Annotated in this window: 24 protein-coding genes, 1 tRNA gene and 3 pseudogenes; 21 read left to right on the forward strand and 7 right to left on the reverse strand. The window is 62.2% G+C overall.

Annotated elements, in window-relative coordinates:
* Positions 1 to 44 precede the first annotated feature (44 nt).
* The 5 genes and pseudogenes from A4G99_RS07750 (at position 45) to A4G99_RS07770 (ending at position 4,141) form a co-directional block, all read left to right on the forward strand.
* Positions 45 to 1,003: pseudogene (locus tag A4G99_RS07750) on the forward strand (ribose 1,5-bisphosphate isomerase).
* A 48-nt stretch (positions 1,004 to 1,051) separates the two neighbouring features.
* Entirely contained in the window at positions 1,052 to 1,723 is a 672-nt protein-coding gene (locus A4G99_RS07755; RefSeq protein WP_066141547.1) for a helix-turn-helix domain-containing protein, read from the forward strand.
* 91 nt (positions 1,724 to 1,814) lie between these two features.
* Positions 1,815 to 2,249, forward strand: coding sequence for a hypothetical protein (locus A4G99_RS07760; protein WP_066141549.1), 435 nt, complete (start codon positions 1,815 to 1,817; stop codon positions 2,247 to 2,249).
* 121 nt (positions 2,250 to 2,370) lie between these two features.
* Positions 2,371 to 3,189, forward strand: a complete 819-nt coding sequence (locus tag A4G99_RS07765; RefSeq protein ID WP_066141551.1) for a DUF63 family protein — start codon at positions 2,371 to 2,373, stop codon at positions 3,187 to 3,189.
* A 41-nt stretch (positions 3,190 to 3,230) separates the two neighbouring features.
* Positions 3,231 to 4,141 (forward strand): annotated as a pseudogene (locus A4G99_RS07770) (carbohydrate kinase family protein).
* Here the strand turns inward: A4G99_RS07770 and A4G99_RS07775 are convergent.
* Positions 4,138 to 4,479 carry a hypothetical protein gene (locus tag A4G99_RS07775; RefSeq protein ID WP_066141554.1) on the reverse strand — a complete coding sequence of 114 codons (342 nt, stop codon included), beginning with the start codon at positions 4,477 to 4,479 and terminating at the stop codon, positions 4,138 to 4,140. The pseudogene A4G99_RS07770 and the gene A4G99_RS07775 overlap by 4 nt on opposite strands.
* Before the next feature lie 131 nt (positions 4,480 to 4,610).
* On the opposite strand from A4G99_RS07775, the gene secF reads away from it, so the two are divergent.
* From secF to A4G99_RS07800, 5 genes are all read left to right on the forward strand, one after another.
* A complete protein-coding gene (gene secF / locus A4G99_RS07780; RefSeq protein ID WP_066141555.1) occupies positions 4,611 to 5,471 on the forward strand; it encodes a protein translocase subunit SecF in 861 nt (286 codons plus the stop codon).
* Complete coding sequence (locus tag A4G99_RS07785) at positions 5,468 to 7,027, forward strand: preprotein translocase subunit SecD (protein WP_066141557.1); 1,560 nt, start codon at positions 5,468 to 5,470, stop codon at positions 7,025 to 7,027. The genes secF and A4G99_RS07785 overlap by 4 nt, the downstream gene beginning before the upstream one ends.
* Positions 7,028 to 7,210: 183 nt before the next feature.
* Positions 7,211 to 7,987, forward strand: a complete 777-nt coding sequence (locus tag A4G99_RS07790; protein WP_066141562.1) for a hypothetical protein — start codon at positions 7,211 to 7,213, stop codon at positions 7,985 to 7,987.
* A 151-nt stretch (positions 7,988 to 8,138) separates the two neighbouring features.
* Positions 8,139 to 8,789 carry a protein tyrosine phosphatase gene (locus A4G99_RS07795; protein ID WP_082837764.1) on the forward strand — a complete coding sequence of 217 codons (651 nt, stop codon included), beginning with the start codon at positions 8,139 to 8,141 and terminating at the stop codon, positions 8,787 to 8,789.
* Complete coding sequence (locus A4G99_RS07800) at positions 8,786 to 9,997, forward strand: ATP-grasp domain-containing protein (RefSeq protein ID WP_066141567.1); 1,212 nt, start codon at positions 8,786 to 8,788, stop codon at positions 9,995 to 9,997. Before A4G99_RS07795 ends, A4G99_RS07800 begins: the two co-directional genes overlap by 4 nt.
* 10 nt (positions 9,998 to 10,007) lie before the next feature.
* Here the strand turns inward: A4G99_RS07800 and rnhB are convergent, their stop codons facing one another.
* Positions 10,008 to 10,676 carry a ribonuclease HII gene (gene rnhB, locus A4G99_RS07805; RefSeq protein WP_394337442.1) on the reverse strand — a complete coding sequence of 223 codons (669 nt, stop codon included), beginning with the start codon at positions 10,674 to 10,676 and terminating at the stop codon, positions 10,008 to 10,010.
* 295 nt (positions 10,677 to 10,971) lie between these two features.
* Between rnhB and A4G99_RS28640 the strand changes: the two genes are divergently transcribed.
* Positions 10,972 to 11,103, forward strand: a complete 132-nt coding sequence (locus tag A4G99_RS28640) for a hypothetical protein (protein WP_255359057.1) — start codon at positions 10,972 to 10,974, stop codon at positions 11,101 to 11,103.
* 394 nt (positions 11,104 to 11,497) lie between these two features.
* Here A4G99_RS28640 and A4G99_RS07810 read toward each other — a convergent pair whose 3' ends face one another.
* The gene (locus A4G99_RS07810) at positions 11,498 to 12,793 is read right to left on the reverse strand and encodes a tRNA pseudouridine(54/55) synthase Pus10 (protein ID WP_066141575.1); all 1,296 of its coding nucleotides are present in this window, start codon (positions 12,791 to 12,793) and stop codon (positions 11,498 to 11,500) included.
* Positions 12,794 to 12,856: 63 nt separating this feature from the next.
* Entirely contained in the window at positions 12,857 to 14,440 is a 1,584-nt protein-coding gene (locus A4G99_RS07815) for a PQQ-binding-like beta-propeller repeat protein (protein WP_066141577.1), read from the reverse strand.
* Between the two features lie 438 nt (positions 14,441 to 14,878).
* Between A4G99_RS07815 and A4G99_RS07820 the strand changes: the two genes are divergently transcribed.
* From A4G99_RS07820 to A4G99_RS07835, 4 genes are all read left to right on the forward strand, one after another.
* Positions 14,879 to 15,787, forward strand: a complete 909-nt coding sequence (locus A4G99_RS07820) for a glycosyltransferase family 2 protein (RefSeq protein WP_082837731.1) — start codon at positions 14,879 to 14,881, stop codon at positions 15,785 to 15,787.
* Positions 15,788 to 15,836: 49 nt separating this feature from the next.
* A complete protein-coding gene (gene trmY / locus A4G99_RS07825; RefSeq protein WP_066141580.1) occupies positions 15,837 to 16,433 on the forward strand; it encodes a tRNA (pseudouridine(54)-N(1))-methyltransferase TrmY in 597 nt (198 codons plus the stop codon).
* A 2-nt stretch (positions 16,434 to 16,435) separates the two neighbouring features.
* Positions 16,436 to 16,888: a TIGR00725 family protein gene (locus tag A4G99_RS07830; protein WP_066141582.1), complete on the forward strand. Its 453-nt coding sequence runs from the start codon at positions 16,436 to 16,438 to the stop codon at positions 16,886 to 16,888.
* Between the two features lie 42 nt (positions 16,889 to 16,930).
* Positions 16,931 to 17,003: transfer RNA gene (locus tag A4G99_RS07835), tRNA-Pro, on the forward strand.
* 79 nt (positions 17,004 to 17,082) lie between these two features.
* Here A4G99_RS07835 and A4G99_RS28645 read toward each other — a convergent pair.
* Together A4G99_RS28645 and A4G99_RS28650 are read right to left on the reverse strand one after the other, a co-directional pair.
* On the reverse strand, positions 17,083 to 17,325 hold the full coding sequence (locus A4G99_RS28645) for a hypothetical protein (RefSeq protein ID WP_255359058.1): 243 nt from the start codon (positions 17,323 to 17,325) through the stop codon (positions 17,083 to 17,085).
* Positions 17,322 to 17,798, reverse strand: a complete 477-nt coding sequence (locus tag A4G99_RS28650; RefSeq protein ID WP_255359059.1) for a class I SAM-dependent methyltransferase — start codon at positions 17,796 to 17,798, stop codon at positions 17,322 to 17,324. The genes A4G99_RS28645 and A4G99_RS28650 overlap by 4 nt, the downstream gene beginning before the upstream one ends.
* A 147-nt stretch (positions 17,799 to 17,945) precedes the next feature.
* Between A4G99_RS28650 and A4G99_RS07845 the strand changes: the two genes are divergently transcribed.
* The 4 genes and pseudogenes from A4G99_RS07845 (at position 17,946) to A4G99_RS07855 (ending at position 20,539) form a co-directional block, all read left to right on the forward strand.
* Entirely contained in the window at positions 17,946 to 18,668 is a 723-nt protein-coding gene (locus tag A4G99_RS07845; protein WP_066141585.1) for a hypothetical protein, read from the forward strand.
* Positions 18,669 to 18,723: 55 nt separating this feature from the next.
* Positions 18,724 to 19,426, forward strand: a pseudogene (locus A4G99_RS29805) (SDR family oxidoreductase).
* A complete protein-coding gene (locus A4G99_RS27070) occupies positions 19,423 to 19,647 on the forward strand; it encodes a hypothetical protein (RefSeq protein ID WP_223301764.1) in 225 nt (74 codons plus the stop codon). Before A4G99_RS29805 ends, A4G99_RS27070 begins: the two are co-directional and overlap by 4 nt.
* Positions 19,595 to 20,539: an NAD(P)-dependent alcohol dehydrogenase gene (locus A4G99_RS07855; RefSeq protein WP_255359078.1), complete on the forward strand. Its 945-nt coding sequence runs from the start codon at positions 19,595 to 19,597 to the stop codon at positions 20,537 to 20,539. Before A4G99_RS27070 ends, A4G99_RS07855 begins: the two co-directional genes overlap by 53 nt.
* A gap of 51 nt (positions 20,540 to 20,590) precedes the next feature.
* Here A4G99_RS07855 and A4G99_RS07860 read toward each other — a convergent pair whose 3' ends face one another.
* Positions 20,591 to 21,979 carry a hypothetical protein gene (locus A4G99_RS07860; RefSeq protein ID WP_066141588.1) on the reverse strand — a complete coding sequence of 463 codons (1,389 nt, stop codon included), beginning with the start codon at positions 21,977 to 21,979 and terminating at the stop codon, positions 20,591 to 20,593.
* Between the two features lie 174 nt (positions 21,980 to 22,153).
* Here A4G99_RS07860 and A4G99_RS07865 point away from each other — a divergent pair, with 174 nt between their 5' ends.
* Positions 22,154 to 22,708, forward strand: a complete 555-nt coding sequence (locus tag A4G99_RS07865; RefSeq protein ID WP_066141589.1) for an NUDIX hydrolase — start codon at positions 22,154 to 22,156, stop codon at positions 22,706 to 22,708.
* Positions 22,709 to 22,947: 239 nt separating this feature from the next.
* Positions 22,948 to 24,357 carry a BGTF surface domain-containing protein gene (locus tag A4G99_RS07870; protein WP_066141591.1) on the forward strand — a complete coding sequence of 470 codons (1,410 nt, stop codon included), beginning with the start codon at positions 22,948 to 22,950 and terminating at the stop codon, positions 24,355 to 24,357.
* Positions 24,358 to 24,414 lie beyond the last annotated feature (57 nt).

Here is a 24,414-nt window from a genome sequence, read left to right on the forward strand (position 1 = left end):
CGGTCACACGATCGTTTTTACCGCCGCTCCGCGTAGTATCGCGCATGAACGACCCCGACATCACGCCCGCCGTCACCGCCGCCGCGGACGATATCTCCGAGATGGAGATCCGCGGGGCGGCGACCATCGCGGACGCGGCAGCGGCCGCCATCAGCGAGCAGGCGCAGGCCAGCGAGGCCGACACGCCGGACGCGTTTCGAGCGGAAATCCGGGCCGCCGCGCGACGACTCCACGAAACCCGACCGACCGCGGTGAGCCTTCCGAACGCGCTGCGCTACGTGTTGCACGGGATGAAAGGGGATACCGTCGAGGAACTGCGCGCGAGCGTCATGGCGACCGTTGAGGAGTTCCGATTGGACCTCGACCAGGCGCAGGACAACCTCGGTCAGATCGGCGCGAACCGCCTCCGCGACGGCGACACCATCATGACCCACTGCCACTCGACGGATGCGCTCTCCTGCGTGCGAAAGGCGTTGGACGACGGCAAGGAGATAAGCGCCATCGTCAAGGAGACCCGACCGCGAAAACAGGGTCACATCACCGCCCGCCAACTCCGGGACTGGGACGTTCCGGTCACGCTCATCGTGGACAACGCGGCCCGCCGGTATCTGGACGACACCGACCACGTCCTCGTCGGCGCGGACTCCATCGCCGCCGACGGGAGCGTCATCAACAAGATCGGAACCTCGGGGCTGGCCGTGAACGCCCGCGAACGCGCGTTCCGATCATGGTCGCGGCGCAAACCCTGAAGCTTCATCCGGGGACGATGACGGGCCACACCGTGGAAATCGAGATGCGCGACGAACGCGAGATTCTCCCCGACGTCGAGCGCGACGACGTGGGCAACGTCCGCGTCGAAAACCCCGCGTTCGACGTGACACCGCCGCGCTACGTGGACGCAATCGTGACCGAACGAGGACAGTTCCCGCCCGAGAGCATCGTGACGCTGATGCGGGAGATGTTCGGGGACCAACAGAAGGGTGAACCGTGGGACGAACGATAGCGGTGCCCAAGTCGTTAAGCCAGTAGAAACGAGATACGGGACAGTATCATGGCGGTCGTTGCCGAACTCACCCTGAAACCGTTCGACTTCCCGCTGGGAAAACTCCTCACCGCTGGCGCGCGGATCCACATCGAATTCGAACGAATCGTCCCCGTCGGACCGCGTGTCGTCCCGGTTTTCTGGGCGTGGGGGGACGATTTGCCCGATTTCGAAGAGCGAGTGCGGGCCGGGTCGTACGTCAACGACCTCACGGAACTCGACCGCGTCGACGACCGCGTCCTCTATCTCATGGACTGGGAGATTCCCGACGAAGCGTTCCTCGAAGGACTTCAGGAAACGAACGGCATCATCAGGTCCGCGGAGGGATACGACGGCGAGGATTGGTCGTTCGAACTGCTCTTTCCCTCGTACGATGATCTGTCCGAGTTCCACAACTACAGTCTAGAAAACGACATCGAGTACACCCTCGGGCGGATCTATACCCTTCGGGAGGCGGGGAAGAACCAGCTTTCCTTGTCGCTCACCGAGAACCAGCGGGAAGCGTTGCTCCTCGCGCTACAGCGCGGTTATTTCTCCACGCCGAGTCGTGTAACGCTCGATGAGTTGGCGGCGGAACTGGATATCAGCCAGCAGGCGCTCTCCGAGCGTATTCGACGCGGAAACGAATCGCTCCTCGAACAGACGCTCCTCGATCCCGAGAGCGACGACAAACGTGAATGACCTGTCACCTCCGCCTCCACTTATAAATGCCCAGTTCGAACAACCTTATTTTTGAATTTGGTGCGTCCAGTATCCCCCGAACGGATCCGAAATGGAGGAAACCAATTCTCACCGACGTCCCCCGCTTTCCATCGACGACATCCTGACGGTAATGGCCGACTCCCATCGCCGCAGGCTCCTCGGTCATTTGTCGTCCACGTCCGAGAACCGGAGTTCGGTCCCGGAACTCGTCGACGCCATCCGGTCGGAAGCTGACGGGGGCGCACAGTCAAAGGAGCGGATACGGCACCGACTGCTTCACGTTCACCTCCCGAAACTGAGCGAGCACGGACTCATCGAACACGACGAACGGTCGAACGAGGTGCGATACGTCGAGATCCCACCAGCGGAAACCTTCCTCGACGAAATACGGTCCGATTCCGACGGCGATTCCGTCGACGACGATTCCGTCGACGGCGGTTCTCCCGACGCCGACGCCGCCGATGCGGATACTTCCGGCGACGGTTCCATCGATGGGGACACGTAGCGGTTGCGCTCGATACCCGCCGTTAGCCGCTGTCGACGGACGAAACACGATTTAACGAATCGTCGATGTGAAAGTGGCACAGACCGCAAACCTTTCCACACCTCCGTTCGCGTGTCCGAGTATGGTACTGCCGGACGGGTTCGCACTCCCCCCATTGCTGTATCTTCTTCCGCTTCTGCTGGCGGTCGGTGCCGTTCTCTGGTTGCTCTGGGAGGCGGAGCCGACTATCGGGGAACGAACCGTCGTATCGCTCGCGCCGTGGATGGTCGTCGGCGCGGGATTCAATGCATTGCATCAACTCCCGAACTCCCCGGTTCCCGACGTCATCGATCCACTGTTCGGGACGCCGTCCGTCTATCTCACGACGTTCGTACTGGCGGGAATCGTTTGGCTACTCGCGATCCATCAACTTCGAACTCCCGTCCCGCGTGCGCTCGCGAGCGGCGGTTTGGTTGGCGTCGCACTCGTCCTGGTCGTCGCGCTGTGGTTCGGCATCGAACACGACAGCCTTCGACTGTTCTGGCCGTTCGTGGCGCTCGTCGTCGCGGTCATCCTGACGGGAATGCTCTGGGCCGCGACGCAGTTCTTCTATCCGGATGTCGCCATCATCACGGGTGCGGTCGGCGTCCTCACGCTGTTCGCACACGCCTTGGACGGCGTCTCGACGGCCGTCGGCATCGACGTTCTCGGGTTCGGGGAGCAGACGCCGCTCTCGCGGGCCATCCTCGAAATCGCCCATTCGATTCCCGCCGGGGATTCGCTCGGTGTCGGCTGGCTGTTCGTCCTCGTCAAACTCGCCATCGCCGAGTTCGTCGTCCTGCTGTTCGCGGATTACGTCGCCAGCGAACCGACCGAGGGCTATCTCCTGCTCGGCGTCGTCGCCGCCGTCGGACTTGGGCCGGGTGCACACAACCTCATCCTGTTCGCCATCACGGGCTAAGTCGTCGGGATTTTTTACTCCTGCCGAGGAACGTGAACGGTATGCCGTCCACGAACCGCGCCGGGGGAGTTCGCGTCGTAACTGCCGGACATATCAACTGGGATGTGACGCTCAGAGTGGACGCCTTACCCGAACCCGACGGAGAAGCGCGCATCACCTCACAACAGCGCTCCGGCGGCGGGAGCGCAGCGAACGTCGCGTCGCACTCTCTCGAATGGACGTTTCGACCGGCCTCGTCGGGAGCGTCGGTTCGGACGACAACGGTCTGCTGGTGCAGCGCGAACTCACGAGCGCGGGCGTCGATTGTACGCACGTCCTCGAAGTAGCGGGCATCGAGACCACGACGAAGTACCTGATCGTGGACGAAAGTGGCGAGGTGATGGTGCTCGGCAACGAGGGTGCAAACGAAACCATCGCACCGGACGACATCGAACCCGGGTACGTCCGTGCGGCCGACCACCTCCACCTGACCAGCCAACGACCGGACACGGCGGCGGAACTGGCACGAATCGCGACGGAGGCCGGGGTGACCGTCAGTTTCGACCCCGGCCGTCGCCTCGCCGAGCGGGACTTTTCGCGGGCGCTCGCCTACTCCGACATCGTCTTTCTGAACGACCGAGAGGCAGCGACGATTCTCGACCGTGATTTGGAACACCCCTCCTCGGAACTCCACGGGCGGGTCGTCGTGATCAAACACGGTCGGAACGGCGCGCGGGTCGACACGACCAATGGCGTCTACACCCACCCCGGATTCGGCGTCGAATCGGTGGATTCGACCGGCGCGGGCGACGCGTTCGCGGCGGGGTTCATCACCACCTTGCTCGATTCGGACGACTACGAACGGGCGCTGGAGTTCGCCAACGCCTGTGGCGCGCTCACGTCGATGGCCGCCGGGGCGCGAACGTCCCCGACGCGGGCCGACGTCGAGACGTTCTTCGACGAGCGGTTTTAAATCTCGTTCGGGCCGCCAGCGCTCTGTACCTGCCACCCGCCGCGAATTCCACAGGCTTCCCGCACCTCGTAGACGATTTCGGTTTCCGGTCCCATCCGCTCGCCGCCTTCCACGGACTCGACGCGGAGCGGGACGTCGAGTGTATCGCCACAACAGCCCACGTCGAGGAACTCCTCCCACACGTCGCCCGCTTGGACGTGATCCTTCGTCTTCCGGAGGTACGCGAGGAAATGCCTCGTTCCGATCTGAAATTGCCCCCAACTGCTCAGATCCTCGGGATACGAGACGACGACTCGGGTCGCCGATTCGCCCGTCTGCTGTGCGTTTTCTGTCGCCATAGTGATGTAGAGGAGCGCGAGACAATTATGCCTTCGTACGACTTTTTCCCTTTTACACTCCCGTTTCGCATGACTGTTTTGGCCGTAGTAATTAAGAAAGCTTATTCAGGGCCGTCCCGGACCCATCCGTTATGGTAGAGTTTCAAGTACCGGAGGTCGATTACACCCGGTACTCGAATCGGCAATTAGCGGGGGTTCCCCTCGCCATTCTCGTGCTGGCGTTGCTTGTCCTCGCCGGTTGGTACATGGCAACCGGCGCACCAGTGACGCCCGGCATCGATTTTACAGGCGGAACGGAAATGAGAATTCAGACGACCGCGTCCCAACATCACATCGAGACGTCGTTCGATTCTCAGGTCGCGTCGGTGACGCCGTCGGCATCGCAAAACAACGTGTACCTCGTTTCGTTCCAAAGTACTGATACGAACTCGCTGACGAATCAGGCACAGAGTAACGGATACGAGGTACTCTCGGTGCAGAGTACGTCCGCGAACTTCGGAGCGGGTGCCCAGCAGCTCGCGCTGTACGGTATCGTCGCGGCGTTCGTGGGGATGAGCATCATCGTCTTCCTGATGTTTCGCTCGTTCGTCCCCTCCATCGCCGTCGTCATCTCCGCGTTCGGCGACATCGTGATTCCGCTCGCGTTGATGGACGTGTTCGGCATCAAGCTTTCACTAGGTACCGTCGCCGCGCTCCTGATGCTCATCGGTTACAGCGTGGACTCGGATATCCTGCTCAACAATCACGTCCTCCGGCGCTCGGGTGACTTCTACGAGAGCACCTATCGCGCGATGCGGACCGGTGTGACGATGACTGTCACCTCGCTTGCCGCGATGGTCGTGATGACCCTCGTGTCCGCCTTCTTCCAAATCGGGCTTCTCACGTCCATCGGCGTGATTCTCGTGATGGGACTGGCGACCGACCTCATGAACACCTACATGCTCAACTTGAGCCTCCTTCGCTGGTACAAATACGAAGGGGTGGCGCGATGAGCATCCGCGACCATTGGCGTACCGGGTTGCTCCTCATCCTCCTGCTCGGGAGCGCGTTCGCGCTCTTCGTCCCGCAGGGTGGGAACAGTAACAGCCTTTCCGCAAACGCCACCTCTTCCGGTCCGACCAACCTGAAGTACGGGCTCGACCTGGCGGGTGGGACGCAAATCCGTGCGCCCGTCAACGGTGTCACCGCCGAACAGGTACACATCGCCAACGGAACGTCCCAAACCGACCTCCAGAAGAGCGTCGCCAGCAACATCAAGGGCGTCGGTCAGGCGGACGTGAAGTTCCGGGCCACGCAGTCTGCGACTGTCGGCACCATCGAGGTGTACTCGAAGAACGTCAAACCGGCACAGCTGAAATCCGCGCTCGACAGCGCGAACGTCGAGTACGGCACCGTTCGACAGGGTGTGACCGCACAGACGCGCTCGGAAATCGTCAAGGTGTTGAGCGACAAGATTTCGAAGGCCGGACTCGCCGGTGGCCGCGTCCAGCAGGTTACGGCCGCGAACGGCGACCACTACATCCAGATCGAGATGCCGAACGCGAACCAGTCCGAGATGCAGGAATTGGTCACCCACCGCGGTCAAGTGTCCATCGTCGCCCACTATCCGACGGACAACGGCACCGCGAACACGACGGTGATCACCAAACAGAACATCACCAACGTCGGGCCTGCACAACAGAGCCAACGGGACCAAACGTGGGGCGTCAGCGTCTCGCTCACCGACGGCGGTGCGAAGTACTTCTCCAAGGTGATGAAGGATCGCGGATTCACCAGTTCGAAGGGAACATTCTCCTGTAACTATCCCGGGCAGTCCCCGGACCAGGCGGGATACTGTCTCTACACGGAAACCGACGGGAAAATAGTGTCGGGCGTGAGTATGGGTGGTCTCGCAAGCTCCATCAACAACGGCGATTTCCAGAAGAATCCGACGTTTACGATTACGACCGGTCACAACGCCTCCGAGGCGCGGAAGATCCAGATCAACCTGCAGGCCGGTGCGCTCCCGGCCTCACTCGACACGCAGGCGGGTTCGACGACCTACCTCGCGCCGAGTCTGGCGAGCCAGTTCAAACTCTACTCGCTCCTCGCGGGTATCGCGGCGGTGCTGGCCGTCAGCGGCGTCGTCTTCATCCGCTACGGGAAGAAGGAGGTCGCCCTGCCGATGATCCTGACCGCCCTCTCCGAGGTGTTCATCCTGCTCGGCTTCGCTGCGGCGATCAGTTTGCCGCTCGACCTCTCGCACATCGCGGGATTCATCGCGGTCATCGGGACCGGGGTGGACGACCTCATCATCATCGCCGACGAGGTGATGAGCGAAGGAAAGGTCAGTTCCTCGCGCGTCTTCCAATCGCGCTTCCGCAAGGCGTTCTGGGTCATCGGGGCCGCCGCCGCGACGACCATCATCGCAATGAGTCCGCTGGCAGTCCTCTCGCTCGGTGACCTGCAAGGGTTCGCCCTCATCACCATCCTCGGCGTCCTCATCGGCGTGCTGGTGACGCGACCGGCGTACGGTGACATCCTGCGCTACCTGCTGACGGACCGATAAGCTGTCTAACTTCTCACCGTTTTCTTCGAATTTTGGTCGTGCTGTAGTAGTCGATCTCGACCGGCTCTCGGCTGTGTGAAGATAATATCTGTGATATAAACAAATACATTGATATAAATTTATATAAAATTAATCAATCTAGAAATAGAATTTATCTGTGTAGACTATCCATCTGAAGTTGCAATGTCTGATCGAGATACGAACGAGGACGTCAAACGGAGCGACGTGCTACGAGACGTCACAAAAACGGCGTCGGAGACGAAGACGAAACGACGGGGATTCCTCCGTTCCTCCGGTGGTATCGCCGCATCGCTCGCTGCACTTCCCTTGGTTTCGAGGGTCACTTCCGCAGCCGAGCCGCAATCGGCCGAGGAGCGGCTTCACGAGCTTGCAAAGAAGCACGAGTCGCCCGAAGTCGCCCGCAAAGCGGTCGAAGAGACGGGAGGAGAACTGCTACGTGCGCTTTCGACCCGTGGACTGCTGGCGGATGCCGACGTGAACTCGCTCGGTATCGAGGAAATCCTCCCCCATCAAGACAGCAGTAAGGTGGACGACGGCGTCATCGTTCTCGCGTACGACCACAAAGGGACGCTGACGACGCAAGTGCAGATAATCAAGCGACTCGCGGATAGCAGGCTCCGTATCATGGTGGAACCACAACTCGACCGCAGTTTTGCGCTGGTCGAACCCGACGCCGACGAAGAGTCAGCCACGGTTATCACGACGAACGACGACGGGGTGACTGTTCAGCGAAACTGCGATACGAGCTGGTACGGCGGCTGTAACCACAACCCGTCAGATGACTGTGGTTGTACGGAAAACAGCATGTGTGGATGTTATCAGACCGAAGTCAGATGCTGTCAGACCCTCGGTTGCTCGATAACCGGGTACAAATACGGAAACTGTGTTACGACGCCGAGCGGCTGTTGCACGCACGAGGGTTGTGAGTCCTTCTGCTAACGAACTCGGTTACCGCTGACGAAGCCTTTTTTCGAAAACGAGTGGCCGTATTCCGTCACCCAATGTAATCATCTCCTGTGGCCACCGTAGGTACCGTCTACTCCCGAAACGATGCGTCCCTTATAACCACCACAGCGTGGAATCGGGGACGATGTTGGAATACCTCCAGCACGGCAGACGACGGGTCGCCGTGGAGATGGAGCGGTTGCGCCTGCGGCCGGACGCCCAGCCACGGGACACGGCACGTGCGGTGCGGTCGCTCCCGCCAGAACCGGCGGTTCTGTTTCTCTGCCTCGGAAACATCTGTCGCAGTCCGCTCGCCGAGCGATATCTTCGTGAGCGACTGCAGACGTCGGCGTTCGATTGCTCGACCGTTCGCTCGGCCGGATTCATCGAAAAGGAAGGCCGGTCGAGTCCCGACGCGGCGGTCGCCGCCGCAGGAGAACTCGGCGTCGATTTGTCCGATCACCGTTCGCAGTGCGTGGACGAGACCATGTTGCGCGAGAGCGACCTCGTCCTGCTCATGGACGCGTGGAACTACTGGTATCTGAAACGCGACTACCCCGACGCGCTCGGGAAGGCCTACTTCGCGCGGTCGTTCGACGCCTCCCCGGAGTTCGAAATCGAGGACCCGTACGACGCCGACAGAGCCACGTTTCGGCGGGTGTACGGCGAAGTCACGGGAGCGGTGGATGCGTTTCTGGCGACCGTCGAAGACGGTGAAAGCGAGGTGAGTGAGAACGACGTGGTGAACGGGAACGTCGCGGGGGAGGAAACGCGGGCGGAGGACCGGAGCGCATGAGCGTCGTCGTCCCGGCCATCGCGGCGGGAAGTAGCCTCGCGTGCATCCGTTCGCTCGGCCGGAAGGGAATCCCCGTCATCGCGGCCTCCGAATCCCCCGAATCTCCCGCGTTCGCGTCGAAGTACGTCGACGAACGCGCGTCCCTTCCCGCACCGATCGACGGCATCGAGGGGTATCGGGACGGACTGCTGTCGCTCGCGGAACGGCCCGACGTGGAGACCATCGTTCCGCTCCGGGAACCCGAGAGCTACGTCCTCTCGAAATATCGGGAGCGATTCGCGGAGCACGTCGGCACGCCGTGGCCCGACTTCGAGACGATGGAGTCCGCCCGCGACAGGAATCAGTTGTTTCAGCGGGCAGAGGAGGTCGGGATTCCGATTCCGGAGACGAAACTCCTCACGGAGTGGGACGACTGGCGCGACGACACGGTCGTGAAATCCCGGTACACCGTGCTCGTCCGCGACAACCGAACGCAGTATCCGGGCGTGCGGTTCGTCTCCGGCGATCCGGACGAACTCGATACCCCCGACGAGGACCGCCTGATCGCCGAGATGGGCCACGTCCCAATCGTCCAGGAGTGCATCCCCGACGGGACGGAGTACGGCTTTTTCGCCCTCTTCGACCACGGCGAACCGGTCGTCACCTTCCAGCACCAACGAATCCGGAGTTACACCTACTCCGGCGGCGCGAGCGTCTTTCGGCGGGCCGTGTCGATCCCCACGCTTCACGAACAGGGCGTTCGGCTCCTGTCGGCGCTCGACTGGCACGGCCCCGCGATGGTCGAGTTCCGTCACGACCCGCGCGACGGCGGGTTCAAGCTACTCGAAGTGAACCCGCGCTTCTGGGGATCGCTACAACTCGGGGTCCACGCGGGCGTGGACTTCCCGTATCGCTACTATCAACTCGCGAACGGGGTTCGAAAACCGGATTACGGCTACACGGTCGGCACGGGGAGCCACATCCTTCGGGGCGAACTCGTCTACCTCGTCAGCCTGCTGCGCGACGATTACGACCACGTCGAACGCCCGTCGGTTCCCAGCGCCGTCGCTCGCGTCCTGTTCTCACTGGCCACTGACCCGAACTTCGATTACTTCTCCTGGGACGATCCGGGACCGTTCCGGCGAGACCTGACGAACCTCGTCGGCGAGTACGCGCCCTCGAAATCCGCGCCGCTCAAACGTGCCGTGTCGGCGCTGGTCGGCAAATGACCGTCGAAAATCAGAACTGATCGAGTCCCGACTGTTCCCGGGCGGCCAGCACGTCCTTGCTCGTCCGCCACGAGGTTCGGGCACAGCCTGGTAGTTCGCCGTTGGCTTCGACGTACTCGCGCAGGAATTCTCGGGTGTTGGGGTCGCTCGGATAGCCGCTGCCGACCCCGCCGTGTTTCTCGGCGAGTCGCGCGACGTGCGCGTCTCGCTCGACCTTGGCGACGATGCTCGCCGCACCGACGATGGCGTGGGTTTCGTCCGCCCCGTGCTCCGCCTCGATTTCGACCGTACCCTCGATACCTCCCCGCTCCTCGACACCCGCCGTAACCCGCCGGGCGAACCGCGCTTCGCTGGTGTCACAGGCGTCCACGATTCCGCGCGCGCAGTTTCCGTTTCCGTCGGCGGCGACCCGCGAAATCGCCTCGACGTGCGCCGCGACGGTCAGCGTGTTCATGTCTGTCTCGGGGTCGTCGATCCGCTCCGTCGTGATCTCGGCGACGCCGACCGAGATGGATTCGTCCGCGCGAATCGCCGCCGCGAGCGCCTCCCGGCGCTCCGGCGGGAGGTTCTTCGAGTCGTCCATACCGTCGGGGAGGGCCGCGGGGTCGTCAACCGCGACCGCAGCGGCGAACATCGACCCCAACACCGGCCCGCGCCCCGCTTCGTCTACACCGAACACGACCGGACGATGGGAGTGGGACACCATGGTCGTTTCTGATTCACCGACGGAAGGGATGTGATTTTTACAATCGTTTTTGGTGTGGTTACTAAGAAGATGAGTTGCGATTGTTGAGTGCCAGGCTCCGAAAGTCTTCACCTGTTCGCTTCGAGAGACTACCACTTATTCTCAGACCACAGTTACCGAGCCGCATGAATACCGCACCGCTACTGCACCGCGAGCCTCCCCAGCCTCCTCGCTCCCTATGGTCGCTCGTCCACCGTCGGAGACACGCTCCGACGAGCCATTCTTCGCGGTGCTCACGAAGACCTCGCGCGCCATGCGGTTGGCCAGTAGCGCCCAGCTCGTCCAGCGGATGGCGCGCGCTGACGAACAGCGCGACCAGCGGTCGGTTGCGCTGTTCCGGAATTTGTCGTGCGAGGGATGACGAGCGTGAGCGAGGAGTCGGTTGGGGAGGCGTGTGGCGTGGTGGCGGTGCCGTCGGGGTGGGACTGAAAGGGGTCGTCGCTCGCGTTTACCGTGGTCGCTTGCACGGGCCAGTATTTTGGCCGTGCGGTGTCCTCGTGAACGAAGCGAACGAGGGCTTGGAAGAGCTTCGCTCTTCCAGCGCGGAGAGGCCAAAATATCCCGTGCAACGACCACGAGCGGGCGGGGGCTTTCGAGGTAGTTTTCCCAGTAACTGCAGTCGCTAAGCCATCAAACACCTCTTTGTGTAGCGGGCGGGGGATTCAACGACTGCCCCTCAGCAACTAGAATCGCAACAGAGTCAAAATGAGGACCGTCAGTCGGATTCGATGGGTCGGATACTCCCTCCTCGTGGATTACTCCTTCAAGTAGTCGTCGTGGCCGAATATCTCGTCCTCGCCCTCGACGGCGACGACGTCCAGTGCCGTGACTTCCGCGTCGACGCCCAGTAGTCCAGCCAGACTCGGCTCTGTTCGCCCTTCGTCGCCGCTGACGAGTTCCTTGATGTAGAGGCCGCCCTCGCCGTGGATTTCGACTTCGCCGTGACGCTCGTCGTCCATGTGTCCCTCGATACTGTAGACTTCGCGGACGCGCGTGAGGTTGGCCCGGCGGTGGTCCACCCGGTTCGGGGTGAACTGATCGACCGTCGCGCCGTCCAGTTCCTCGATGGCGGCCGCGAGGTCCTCCTCCGTGACGGCCTCGTCGAACTCCACCTGTGCGCGGTAGGTCTTGCTCGCATCCAATCCCTTCACGCGCTCGACCATGTCGTGCGTGGCGAGGGTGAGCGTATCGACTTCGGCCTTTCCGTCCGCGAACTCGTTGATCTCCGCTTCGAGTTCGTCGGTGTCGGGTCGCCGCCGTCGCGGTTTCTTGACTTCGATGGCGAACGGGCGTCCCGTCCCGAGCATCAAGGCGTCCACGTCCTCGCGGCCCGCGCCGTGGAAGATGGCCTCCTCGCCGTCCATCGCCTCCAGCACGGGCGGCGTCGTCAGTTGCTCGACGCTCTCGTCGTAGAGGAAACCGCTGCCGCCGCAGTAGTCACAGGATTCCTCGCCGCCGCCCTCGGCTAGTTGCTTGCCCGACCCGCCGCACTCGCGGCAGGGCCATTTCGTCTGGGGGATGTCCCGTTCCAGCTTTCGATAGCGGCCGAAGACGAAGGCGGGGTTCACCTGCACGTCCACGTCGCCGCGTTCGAGGTTCAGGAGCGCCAGCACGTCCGGGCGGTCGAAATCGACTTCGGTGTCGGTGAGTCGTCCGACGCGCTTGCCGACCTCGCGGTTGAATTCGGACTTGAACAGTTCACCGGTATCCTCGGGCAACTCGGCCAATTCGCGGAGCAGGATTTCGTTTTCCTCCACGAGCGGTGGTGCCCGCGTTCCGACCTGATACGTCTCGAATTCGACGTCAGCGAGGGCCTCCGCGACCTGTTCCGCGTACGCATCGAACTCGTCGATGAGTCCTTCACAGACCCAACACTCCTCGTCGGGTTCCTCGAAATCCTCGTCGTCCTCCAGTGCGACCGCAACCCGGAGGGAGTGGCCACGTTCGGTGTTCGTCAGCCCGAAACTTCGGTCGGCGAACTGGCGACCGAGACAGGCATCACACACCGGATCCTCCGCGATGACCCGCCGCGCCGCCGAAAGTACGTCCATGTCTCATCCGTGGGAGTCACGCGGTAAACCGGTTTCCGATTGCGTCGAAAGAAGAAGGGAAAATCAGTCGCGAGTGAGCGTTATCGAGTCGGTATCCGTGAGGCCGTCGTCGTCGGTGACCCGGACCCTGATGGTCCGCTGATCGCAGAAGTCCGTGTGGACCGTGACGTTCTGGCCGGTGGTCTCGTACGCTCCGTCGCCGTCGAGGTCCCACTCGTAGCTGATGATTTCGTCGCTATCGGCCGTCGATGCGTTCGCGTGGAGCGTCACGGTGCGGTTCCCGTGGAACGTCCGGTTTGCCGCGTTCTTCGGCGACGTCTCGATGATGACGTTCGGGGCGTCCATCTCGTCTCCGGCGACTTGATGGTCGAGCGACGGCCTGTGGTCGCTCGATTCGAGGACGTGCAGTTCGCTCTCCTCCGATAGCACGCCGAGCCACTCGTGAACGGTCACGTAGAGTTTCCCGTCGGCAACGACAGGTGCGTACGGGACGAGGGGGCTCGACTCGCTAACCGAGTAGTTCCACTGTTCCTGGCCGGTGCTCGCATCGAGGGAGTAGATGGCGGGCGACGCCGGTCTGTCGCTGTGTCTGGTGAAATGGCGTCCGCCGACGTACACCGAGTCGTTGGTGGCCGTCGGTGCCGACAGATGGTCCGCCGCCGTGTCGTACGTCCACTGCTCGTCGCCAGTTGCGGCGTCGAGGGCGTACACAGTCCCGTGACCGTCTCCACGGGTGCTGACGTACACGGTATCGTTTCTGACCGCCGGTTCGGATATCTCGTCCCTCTCGGTGCTATCGGCGCGTGCCACCGAGTGGGTCCAGACGACGCTTCCGTCGTCGGTCGAGAGCGCGTAAACGGGTTGTGTGTCACCGTCGGTTTCGGCGGTGAGGAAGATGCGGTCGCTCGTCACGGCGCTGTCGAAGCCCTCGGTCGCATGGGGATTCGACACGTTCCACTTCGGCGCTCCGCTCGACGCGTCCATCGCCGACACAGTCGTGCCGTTCTGTGCGTACGCGGTCCCGTTCACGACGCCGATTATTCGCTGGCCGTACGCGGACCAAAGCTCGTCGCCCGTCTCCGCGTCGTAGGCCGTGTTTGCGACGTAGACGACGCCGTCGGCGACTATCGGACTCGCTTGGGCGGAGTTGTTGACGCGCCACTGGACTTCGCCGGTCGCGGCGTCGAGGGCGTACAGACCGCCGTTGTGGTCGTAATCATCGGCGTGCGTGCCGCGCGTTTGGACGTACACGGTCCCGTTGTCGACGGCGGGCGCGCCGGTCGCCGCACCGACCGTCGTGCTCTTCCAGCGTTGGTCGCCGGTCTCCGCGTCGTACGCGACGACGTATCCCTCGGCGGCAGTTCGGCGTTGGTCGTTATCGATACGTACGCCGTTCCGTTCACGACGGCCGCCCCCGAGTCGGCACGCGCACCGAACTGTGTGCTCCAGTCCTCGGTCGCGTACGGGGCCGGACCCGTATCGTTCGTCGCACCGGTTCGTCCCGAATCGGCGCGGTCGGACGCCCAACCGTCGTCCGCAGACGTCTGTGACTGCGGTGCCGTCGCCGCGACGAACGATATCGACGAGACGACGACGAGGAGGGCGAGTACTAATCCGACTCGTGCCCGATTTCGTTTCATCGCTCACTTCCGTTGTTAGCTACTGTCATGGTTTCCTTCGGATCTGTGAACGTCAATCTCGAATCACTCGACTGACGTACCATCAGATACCGAAACATGTCTCCTTACTATATGGTTATTAACCGAAATAATGAAGAATGAGTTTCGTTTCGGAGTGGAATTAACTGTCTGTTATCGGAACTGGATTCGGTAGCCGGTAGTCGTTCGATTACGACGCGCAGTCCCCGGGACATCGCGTCCACGACTTCGAGCGCCACCGCCGTCTTCCCCCCGCTATCCCCCCTCCAATTAGTGTGAGGAGTTTGACAAGGTTGTCCCATGGGAACCCCTCCCGCGAAAGATTTATTCGATGCGCGTTTGGAATGCAACGTCGTGTTGGCAGTATTGTACGTTGTGCATATGGGGAACCGAAGGGGCTATATGCATGCTAACGCAGTGTGACGATATGCCTTCCGAGCCGCCGTTTATCTCTGTTATCATTCCGGTCTACAACGACCCGAGGGGCATTCGCATGACGCTCGATGCCGTCATCGACCAGACGTATCCAAAAGCGGCGTACGAAGTGTTGGCTGTGGATAACGGCTCCACGGACGACACGCAGGATGTCATCAGGAGTTACGAAGAGCAGTATCCCGATCTCGTACAGTTGCTCGTCGAAGACGAGGTGCAGGGTCCCGCCGCGGCCCGTAACACGGGCGTCGCCGAGTCCGAGGGATCGATCCTCGCGTTCATCGACGCCGACATGACCGTCGAGGAAACGTGGCTCGAACACGCCATCGCGTCCATGGAATCCAACGATTGGGACTACATGGGTTGTAACGTCGAAATCTACGTCGAAGACGGAAAGGACACCCTCACCGCGAAGTACAACCAGATTTTCGGCTTCCCCATCCAGAAGTACATCGAGGAACAGCAGTTCTCGGGGACGGGCTGTCTATTTACCCGACGTGAAGTGTTCGACGAAGTCGGCAACTTCGACGAGCGTCTGTTCTCCGGCGAGGACCAGGAGTTCGGCAACCGGGTGTACGACGCCGGGTTCGGTCAGCACTACCAGCCCGCGATCACGATGTATCACCCCGCTCGCTCGTCTCTCACGTCCCTCCTGAAAAAGCACTTCCGACTGGGTCGTGGCCGAGCACAGATGCAACGCTACCATCCGAGCCGCGTCAAGAAGCCGAGCGTTCTCAACCCGCGAAACTATCTCCCCCCACATCCGATTCGATTCTACAAGAGCGTGACAGAGGTGGCGACGCTGACGTGGACCGAAGTGATTCTCCTGTTTTTCATCGCCTATATGAAGCGGCTCACCTCGACTGCGGGCTGGGCCTACGAACACTTCGGCGAGGGCGACTGATCGCGCCCGCGTTCAGAAGCGACTTACACCCCCCGAGACGACTATCCGTATGCGACAGTTCATCGTTCTCGGTCACGACGCCCCGACGACGCCCGACTTCTCGCTGGACGACTTGGCGGGCGCCGCAGGGCGACTCGACGCCCTCTGTCGGTGTGTCAACAGCGCGTTTTTCCTCTCGCACGACTTTCGAAGCGACGTTCGATGCTTCCTCGTCCTCCAGGACGAGCTGACGATTCGCTTCGAGGGGAGCGAACTCCGCCGACTCAACCCCGACGAGCGAAGCACGGCGGCGCTCGTTCGCAAAGCGCTGGAGGCGAAGGGGGAAGCCATCGGCCACATGGAAGCCGAGAGCACGCCCGGCGTGTTCATCTCGAAGCGCGACTTCGAAACCATCCTCTCCGAGGCGAGTCGGAATTCCACCGTCGTCGAACTCCACGAAGAGGGGACGCCCGTCGTCGACCTCGAACCGCCGGAGAACCCGCTGTTCGTGCTCTCTGATCACGGCGACTTCACGGACGAGGAGGCGGAACTGCTGGCCAACGAGTCCGACGAACGGGTTCGACTCGGTCCGGAACTCCTCCACGGGGACCACGCGATGACGGTCGCACACAACTATCTCGACACGCGGGGGTACACGGAATACTGACCATGCGGGTCAGCGTCATCGGCGGCGGAACCGTCACCGAGACGGAAGCGGAACTGGCGACGGAAGTCGGCCGATTGCTCGCCGAGCGGGACCACACCGTCGTCTGTGGCGGTCTCGGCGGCGTCATGGAGGCCGCCTGTCGCGGCGCACAGGGTGCGGATGGACGGACGGTCGGAATCCTGCCGGGGACCGACCGCGACGCGGCGAATCCGTACGTTGACGTGGCCATCGCGACCGGACTGGGTCACGGACGGAACCCTCTCGTCGTGATGAACGGCGATGCGGTCATCGCCATCGACGGCGGGTCGGGGACGCTCTCCGAACTCGGTTTCGCGGGCGTGTTCGACCGTCCGACCGCCGGGTTGACGACCCACGACGTGCCGAACGTTCACCCGGTCGATACCCCCACGGAGGCCGTCGAATACGTCGAGGACGAAGCGGCGGAGATATCCTGACTTCGGAAGCGTTAAAGGTACCCCTCGCCATCTTCAGAATGCGGGCCGGTGGGGTAGCCTGGTATCCTTCGGCCTTCGGGTGGCCGTAACCGCGATTCGAATTCGCGCCGGCCCATTCTTATCCCCACACTCAACGCCGACGAGCGGAGCATTTCGCATACGCTTACGATACACGAGTTCCGCCGAACCGTGTGCTACCGTTTCGACGCTCGAATACACACGAACGTCGGTCGCTTCAGCCGTTTCTCGTACGACCCCGGCTTTTTCTCCTCGAACGTCGCCGTCGGAGTGGGTTCGACCAGTTCGTCCAGTCGAAAGCCGGTTTCGAGGAGAGGATCGATGATTTCCGAAAACGGTCGGTGATAGAACGGGACGTCGACGTCTCCACCACTACTCGTCCACGTCATTTGCTCCCGTTCGGTTTCGAAGTAGTTCACGCCCTCGTACGCGAGGTAGTCGTCGAGCGGATGATGGGCTGAAAATGCGAGGAACCTCCCGGTCGGAGGAGGCGGGAAAACTCCGCGAACGGTCGCCGCCAGTCCTCCACGTAATGGAGCGAGAGACCGCTGACGACGCCGTCGAACGCGTCGTCGTCCGCGACGTCGAGCGGCCGTTCCATGTCCCCTCGGAGAACGGTCGCTCGGTCACCGATGCGCTCTCTCGCCCCGTCGACCATCTTCTCACTCGTATCGAAAGCGACGACGTCCGCTCCGTGGTCGAGCAACCACTCCGAGTATCGTCCGTAGCCACACCCCGCATCGAGGATTCGTTTTCCCTCCACCTCCGGAACGAGGTCTACCATCGCGGGAAATTCCAAATCCGAACAGTAGGGGTCGTCTTCGTGTTCCCTGTACGCTTCCGCCAGTTCGTCGTAGGCGTCCTCCGCGATGGGCCTGTCGTCGGGTGACATGGACACGATTGTCTGTCGGTTCCCATGGTAACTGTTCCGATTCATATTCATTCGTGTTCACATGTCGTCGAACGACACCGACGAGCGGAACGGTTCGACCCACCGAGTCACCACCGTTATCCCCCTCCCATCCCTAGCTCCATCAACATGACCGAGGGAGTCGATTTCGACGTCGCAAGTGCAGAGGAGATCGCGGGACAGCGGGACGAAGTCGTCGCCGCGGTCACGGACCACGCGGGCACGGTCGCGCGCGAACTCGCGTTGCTTCAGGGAGGGGACTACGGCCAAGAGACGTTCAAGACGAACGCCGGGAAGTGGACGCTGAAGTACGAAGCGGGTACGGTCCAGTACCTTCGATTCAAAGGGAAAGCGGGCGGCGAAACCTACGTCGTCTCGTCCCAGCAACCGCCGGACCCGGACGAACTCGCCACGGCGATGCGGGACTACGACGCGTTCGTCCGGGCGTACAACGATTTCGTTCGATCGAAGGAAGGCGTGCTGGACGACGTGGAAATCGACTTTCCCGCGGTCGAATCCACCGACACGGTCGTCTCCGAACGGGACCGCGTCGTCGGACGGATTCGGGAAGTGGCGGACGTGATGGCCGGTGAACTCCACCGTTACGACGGGGTGGACTACGGGACGTTCACGGCCCGCGTCAACGGCAAGCGCTGGGAGTTGAAACGCGAGGAGAGCAGAGCGTCGTACCTTCGCGTCGGCGGTCAGGGCGGCACGTATCTCGTCTCGCAGTACGAACCGCCCTCCGCGCCGGACGTGCGTGAACTGGCCGACGACTTCCGTGATTTCGTCGCGGAGTTCAACGAGTACGTGGACGAGTTGGAAGCCGACCTCGGGCACGTCACCCTCTAACCCGTTTTACACCGCTTCCCCAAGGGACAAAGTCGTCCGCGACGACTCTCCGGGCATGGATTCCGAACCAGTCGCAATCGTCACCGCCGCCGGGCGGGGTATCGGCGAAGCGTGCGCTCGAAGGCTCGCGGACGACGGCTACACGCCCGTCCTCCTCTCGAAATCCGGTGCGGCGGTCGACGTGGCCGAGGACCTCGGCGGCGTCGGATTCGGGGGCTCGGTGACCGATCCGGACGACCTCGATGCACTGGTAACGGCCGCAACGGAGCGCTACGGCCGTATCGACGCGCTCGTGAACAACACGGGCCATCCGGCGACGGCGACCTCCTCGACATCTCGGACGAGGAGTGGCACGACGGGTTGGACTCGTCCTCCTGAACGCGGTTCGAACCGCGCGGCTCGTCACGCCGGTCATGCGTGAGCAGGGTGGCGGAGCGATCGTGAACATCTCGACCTTTTCGGCGTTCGAACCGAGCACCGAGTTTCCGGTCTCCTCGGTGCTCCGCGCCGGACTCGGGAGTTTCACGAAGCTCTACGCGGACCGCTTCGCCAGCGACGATATCCGAATGAACGCCGTGCTTCCAGGCTTCGTGGACAGCTACGAGGTTGACGACGAGACGCGAGCGAAGATTCCGATGGGACGCCCTGCGAAGACCGAAGAAATCGCGGACACCGTCGCGTATCTGGTCTCGCCCGCGGCGAGTTACGTCACCGGGCAGAACGTCCGCGTCGATGGCGGACTGACGGGATCGGTATGAAGGAACGGCAGGTGCGAGCGGCCGTCGTAACGGAGCAATCCGACGGATTCCACATCGAGGAACTCTCCATCGACGAACCGAGCGCGGGCGAGGTACTGGTTCGAATCGCTCGCGACCGGCGTCTGTCCTGCGGACATCGCCGTCCGCGACGGTGGGTTCGGAACGTCGATCCCAGCGGTTCCCGGGCACGAAGGCGCAGGGGTGGTCGAAGCGGTCGGTGACGACGTGACGAGCATCACGCCCGGCGATCACGTGGTGTTGAGCTACGATACCGACGGGACCTGTCGAAACTGTGCGGAAGGTAACCCGGCCTACTGTTCGGCATTCGCCCGGTACAACTTCGATGGCGTTCGCGGCTCGGACGGGTCCTCCCCGCTCCGCCGGAATGGGGAAAACGTCGGGTTGTTCTTCGGTCAGTCCTCGTTCTCGACTCACTCGGTCGCCAACGAGCGCCAGATCGTTCGGGTTCCGGACGACGTTCCGCTCGAACTGCTCGGCCCCCTCGGGTGCGGCATCCAGACCGGATGTGGCGCGGTGATGAACTCGCTCGACCCGAACGCGGGCACGTCGATCGCTATCTTCGGCGTCGGTGCTGTCGGCCTGAGCGCCGTGATGGGCGCGGTCGTGTCCGGTTGTACGACCGTCGTCGCCGTGGACTTGCTCGAAGAGCGACTCGAACTGGCGAACCGTCTCGGCGCGACCCACACTATCGACGCCGGGAGCACGGACGATCTCTCCGGAGAAATCCGATCGATCACCGACGGCGGCGTCGATAACACCCTGGACACGACCTCCGTTCCGTCGGTCGTTCGGGCCGCCGTGGACGCGACGCGCGTTCCGGGGACCTGTGGACTCCTCGGTGGCGCGCCGACCGAACCGGACCCGAACCTCGATATGGGTCGGATTTTGAGCGGTCGAGCGATTCGCGGCATCTCGCAGGGCGATTCGATTCCACAGGTGTTCATCCCCCGACTCATCGATCTCTACCGCCAAGGTCGGTTTCCGTTCGACGAACTCGTGGAATTCTACGACTTCGAGGACGTCAACCGGGCAGCCGAGGATTTGGAGGCGGGGCGGACGATCAAACCAGTACTCCGAATCGGTGAGGTCTGATCGAGCGTTCGGGTCGTGACGAATCCCCGCGTGGAGTCCTTCCGCGACGACTCACTCGGTGTCGTTCCCGCCGCTCGTTCCGCCTCCGCTCGCCGTTCCGCTTCCACCTGCCGTTCCGCTGCCATCTACCGTTCCGCTTCCGGTGTCCGGCGCGTCAGGCGAGTCGCTCGGCGTGCTCTCCACCGGCGTACTCGACTCCCGTGACGTACTGGCCTCCCCGGCAGTCTCCCGCTGTCGGGCTGTCGTCGGGTTGGTTGTTTCCCGTCGTGTCGTCCCTCGTTTCGTTTGGGTTTCTGTTTCGGTCGTCGTCTCCGTTGTCGCCGTTTCCGTCTCGGTTGTCGTCGCCTCCTGCTTGAGCTTTCGATCACATGCCTTCGTATTCGGGTTTCGCTTCGATATCGTCGCCTTCCCGCTCCCCGACTCGTAGGCGGTGATGTTCACGACGACGAATCCCGACTCGCCGACGTCACCGACGTTCGAACGGTCGATCCGCGTTCGACCGCTCACCGGTCCGATTTCGCTGTACGACGTGGCGATCCCCGACGAGTCGTACCACGAACTGTTGATGGTCACTCGCTCGAACTTCCCAGTCACCACCGCCTTCTCACAGCCGAGGAACTCGATACGTGCCGACTGCTTCCCCGACTTCTCGTTCGATTCCCGTTTACCCTTCCCACCCGATTCGTTGCCGGTCCGCGACCGGTGTCCCTTCGCCTTTCGACACCACGGCCCGGCATACGGATTGTCCGCCGTGAACTTCGAGGGTTGGCCCGGGTACTCCAACTTTCGCGTGTCGAGGCTCACCGAGTCGATGGCGAACGGATACGGGTCGTGTGCCGCCGCCGGATGAAGGACGGTCGTTCCGCTGATCGGCCCCGGAAACAACACGTTCGTCCCGAGACCCGTCTCGTCCCAGAAACTCGTGTTCATTTCGACGCCCCGGAAGGACCCTTTCACTCGCGCCGTGTTGCAGTCGAGAAACTCTATGGGCGTGTTCGCGGCGGGTGCATCGCCGAGTTCGTCCGGACGGACCCGACGACCGTTGAGGTAGATGTCGACCTCGTTCTGCCGCTTGGCCGACAGCGAAACCCGAAATCGAGTGATTCGCCCGGTGAACCGATAGGCGTCCCCGCCCCCGGCTATCGCGCCGCTGGCGTGTTGCCCCCGGTTCGAAATACGGTCTTCCCCGTCGATGGTGACGAATCGGTCGAGGATGGGCGCACCATCGCCGCTTCCACTCTTCCGGAGACGGCCGCTCACCGAGAATTCGTATTCGATGACCGCTTTCGGACTTCCGCCGAAAATGACTAGGTGATTGATGGTTTTACTCCCCGTTCCCTCCGCTTTCGTCGGTCGCGTCGTATCGACCATTCCCGCCGTCCCGATTACACTGGCCGACGCTGCAAGTACCCCTCGTCGGCTGATCCGCTTCGTGTTCATGAATCCCGGATGAAATCCGACGCCATCACGAATAAAGCACGGTAACCGTTCTATTGATAGTTCGGCGGCAACGGTATCCTACCGGCCCGACGGTCGACTGTCGAACACTATCGTTCGCTTCGACGGCGTTCGGAAGACCGGTGTGTCTTTGTCCCCACCCGAGACAGACTGCATATGGCATCCGACAAGGACCCACTCGCGTGGGAGACGGTCGATTCAGACGTTGCCTACCACTGTCCGGGGTTTGACGTTCGAAACGAGAACGTCCGCCTGCCGGACGGCACCGAGACGGATTTCGATTACATCACGGAACCAGAAAGCGTGGTCGTCCTTCCGTTCACCGAGGACGGTGACGTGGTGATCATCGAGGAGTGGCGACAGGCCGTGTCGCGGGTCTCCCGCGGACTCCCAGTCGGCGGCGTCGAACCCGACGACGGCGACCTTGCGGCCGCCGCCCGGCGCGAACTGATCGAGGAGACCGGCTACGAAACCGACCGCGTCAGTCACCTCACGACCGTCGAACCCGCAAACGGCTACGCCGACAGCGTCCACCACTACTTCGTCGCCTACGATTGCACTCCGACCGGCGAACAGGACCTCGACCACAACGAGAGTATTCGGTCCGCCACGACGACCATGGACGAACTGCGGGAGGAAATCGCGGAGGACGGCGTGTACGACGGGCGGACCGTACTCGGCGTGCTCTACTACGACAGTTTCAGCGAGTAGACGCGTTTACGACCGAACGATTGGTCTACGCAGCGCTCGACTCCTCGAACACGACGAATTGCTGACGGTTCCTGATTATCACGCGCGGTACTGACGGACGAATTTATTACGGATGATTCATAACACATCTCGTACTAAACAATGTCGACACTATCTACACCGGCCATCAGGTCTCAAATGTGCCGGAATCTTGTGCCTCGACACAAGTTCACAAAATCATGCGGAGGGGTTGTCACTTGATGGCAGCTCGAAGCGCCGCGTCACTGATGGTCGTCGCCGTCCTCCTCTGTACGTTCGCCGTTGGACCGTTTTCGTCGGGTATCGCGGACGGACAGAGCGCCACTTTCGTCAACAACTCACCCACTAACGACCGTGGTGACGTGATTCCGATCACCGTCCACACGGATCACGGGGGAACCGTGAACATCGGATCAGCGGCTAACGGCTTCTGGGTGCAGGTGAACGTCACGAGCGGGACGACGACGCTCGACCTCAACACGTACCGCGCGGCCGATCCGAACCGCACCGTGACGGTCGGTAAGGGGGGGATCAAGGGAACGCCGAACGTGAGGATTCCATCGGAAAAGGGACCGCTGCAATCCGGCGTGTACGACATGAACGTCACGGTCGATGGCGTCACGCAGGATATGGGTTCGTTCACGGTGAAAAAGCACACGTTGGGAGCGGCACGCACGGGGGTCCTTCCCGAGAAGACGGACGTGTCGGAGTTCGACACGGCGGACGACCTGCGCGCGGCGGTCTCCCCGACCGAGAACGGGACGGTTGCGAAGGACGATCAACTCGTCCTCGCCGTCAACGTCTCCGGCATGTCCGGGTTCCTCGACAAGTCCATGCTCGACGGGAGCGGCGAGGACGTTCGGGTTCGCTTCCGTGAGACGAACGCGAAGCGAAACACCGTCGCGAACGAGTTCGACGGTGACGAGGCGAAACGGCTGTTGATCGACGACGAAAACGACGTTCTGTATCTGATGCTCGACACCGACGGACACGGAATCGAGGCCGGTGACAGCTACGAGGCCACGTTCGAGATCAGGGAAGACAATCCCTTGGTCACCCAGACTGAAACGGCGAGTACGAACTTCACCGTTGAAAAACGCCGCGTCTCGCTCGACCACTCGGGCGACGTGTTGGTGGTGGACGGCAAGACGAAAGTCGGCGGGACGACGAATCTCGCGCCGGGAACGACCATAAACATCTCCGCCCACGACAAGGGTTCGGGGGCGTTCTTCTGGCCGAAGACGGCGACGGTCACGGAAGACCGGACGTTCGGAGCGACGTTCGATTTCAGCGGGTTGGAATCGGGACGGACGTTCACGGTCGAACTCCGCGATCAGGATCAGACTCTCCCGGGTGTCGTCGCCTCCAGTTCGGAGGAATCGACCACGACGACCACTACCACCACGACCACGACGACTACTACCACCACGACGACCACTACCACCACGACGAATACGTCCACGACTACGACGTACACGACGACCACGGAAACCGCACCACCGGTCACGACCCAGCAGCCAATCACTGCCCAGTCGGTGTCGAAGGACGGTCTGCCGGGATTCGGTATCCCGGTTGCGCTCGTGGCACTCGCGGCGGCGGCCGTTCTCGTCGTTCGCCGAGCACAATGGTGAAAATGTCCGATAATTTTTATACGATGGTTGATCATACCAGCACAAACCAGGCGTCCT

Source organism: Haladaptatus sp. R4, from assembly GCF_001625445.1.
In the GTDB taxonomy this organism is placed as follows: domain Archaea; phylum Halobacteriota; class Halobacteria; order Halobacteriales; family Haladaptataceae; genus Haladaptatus.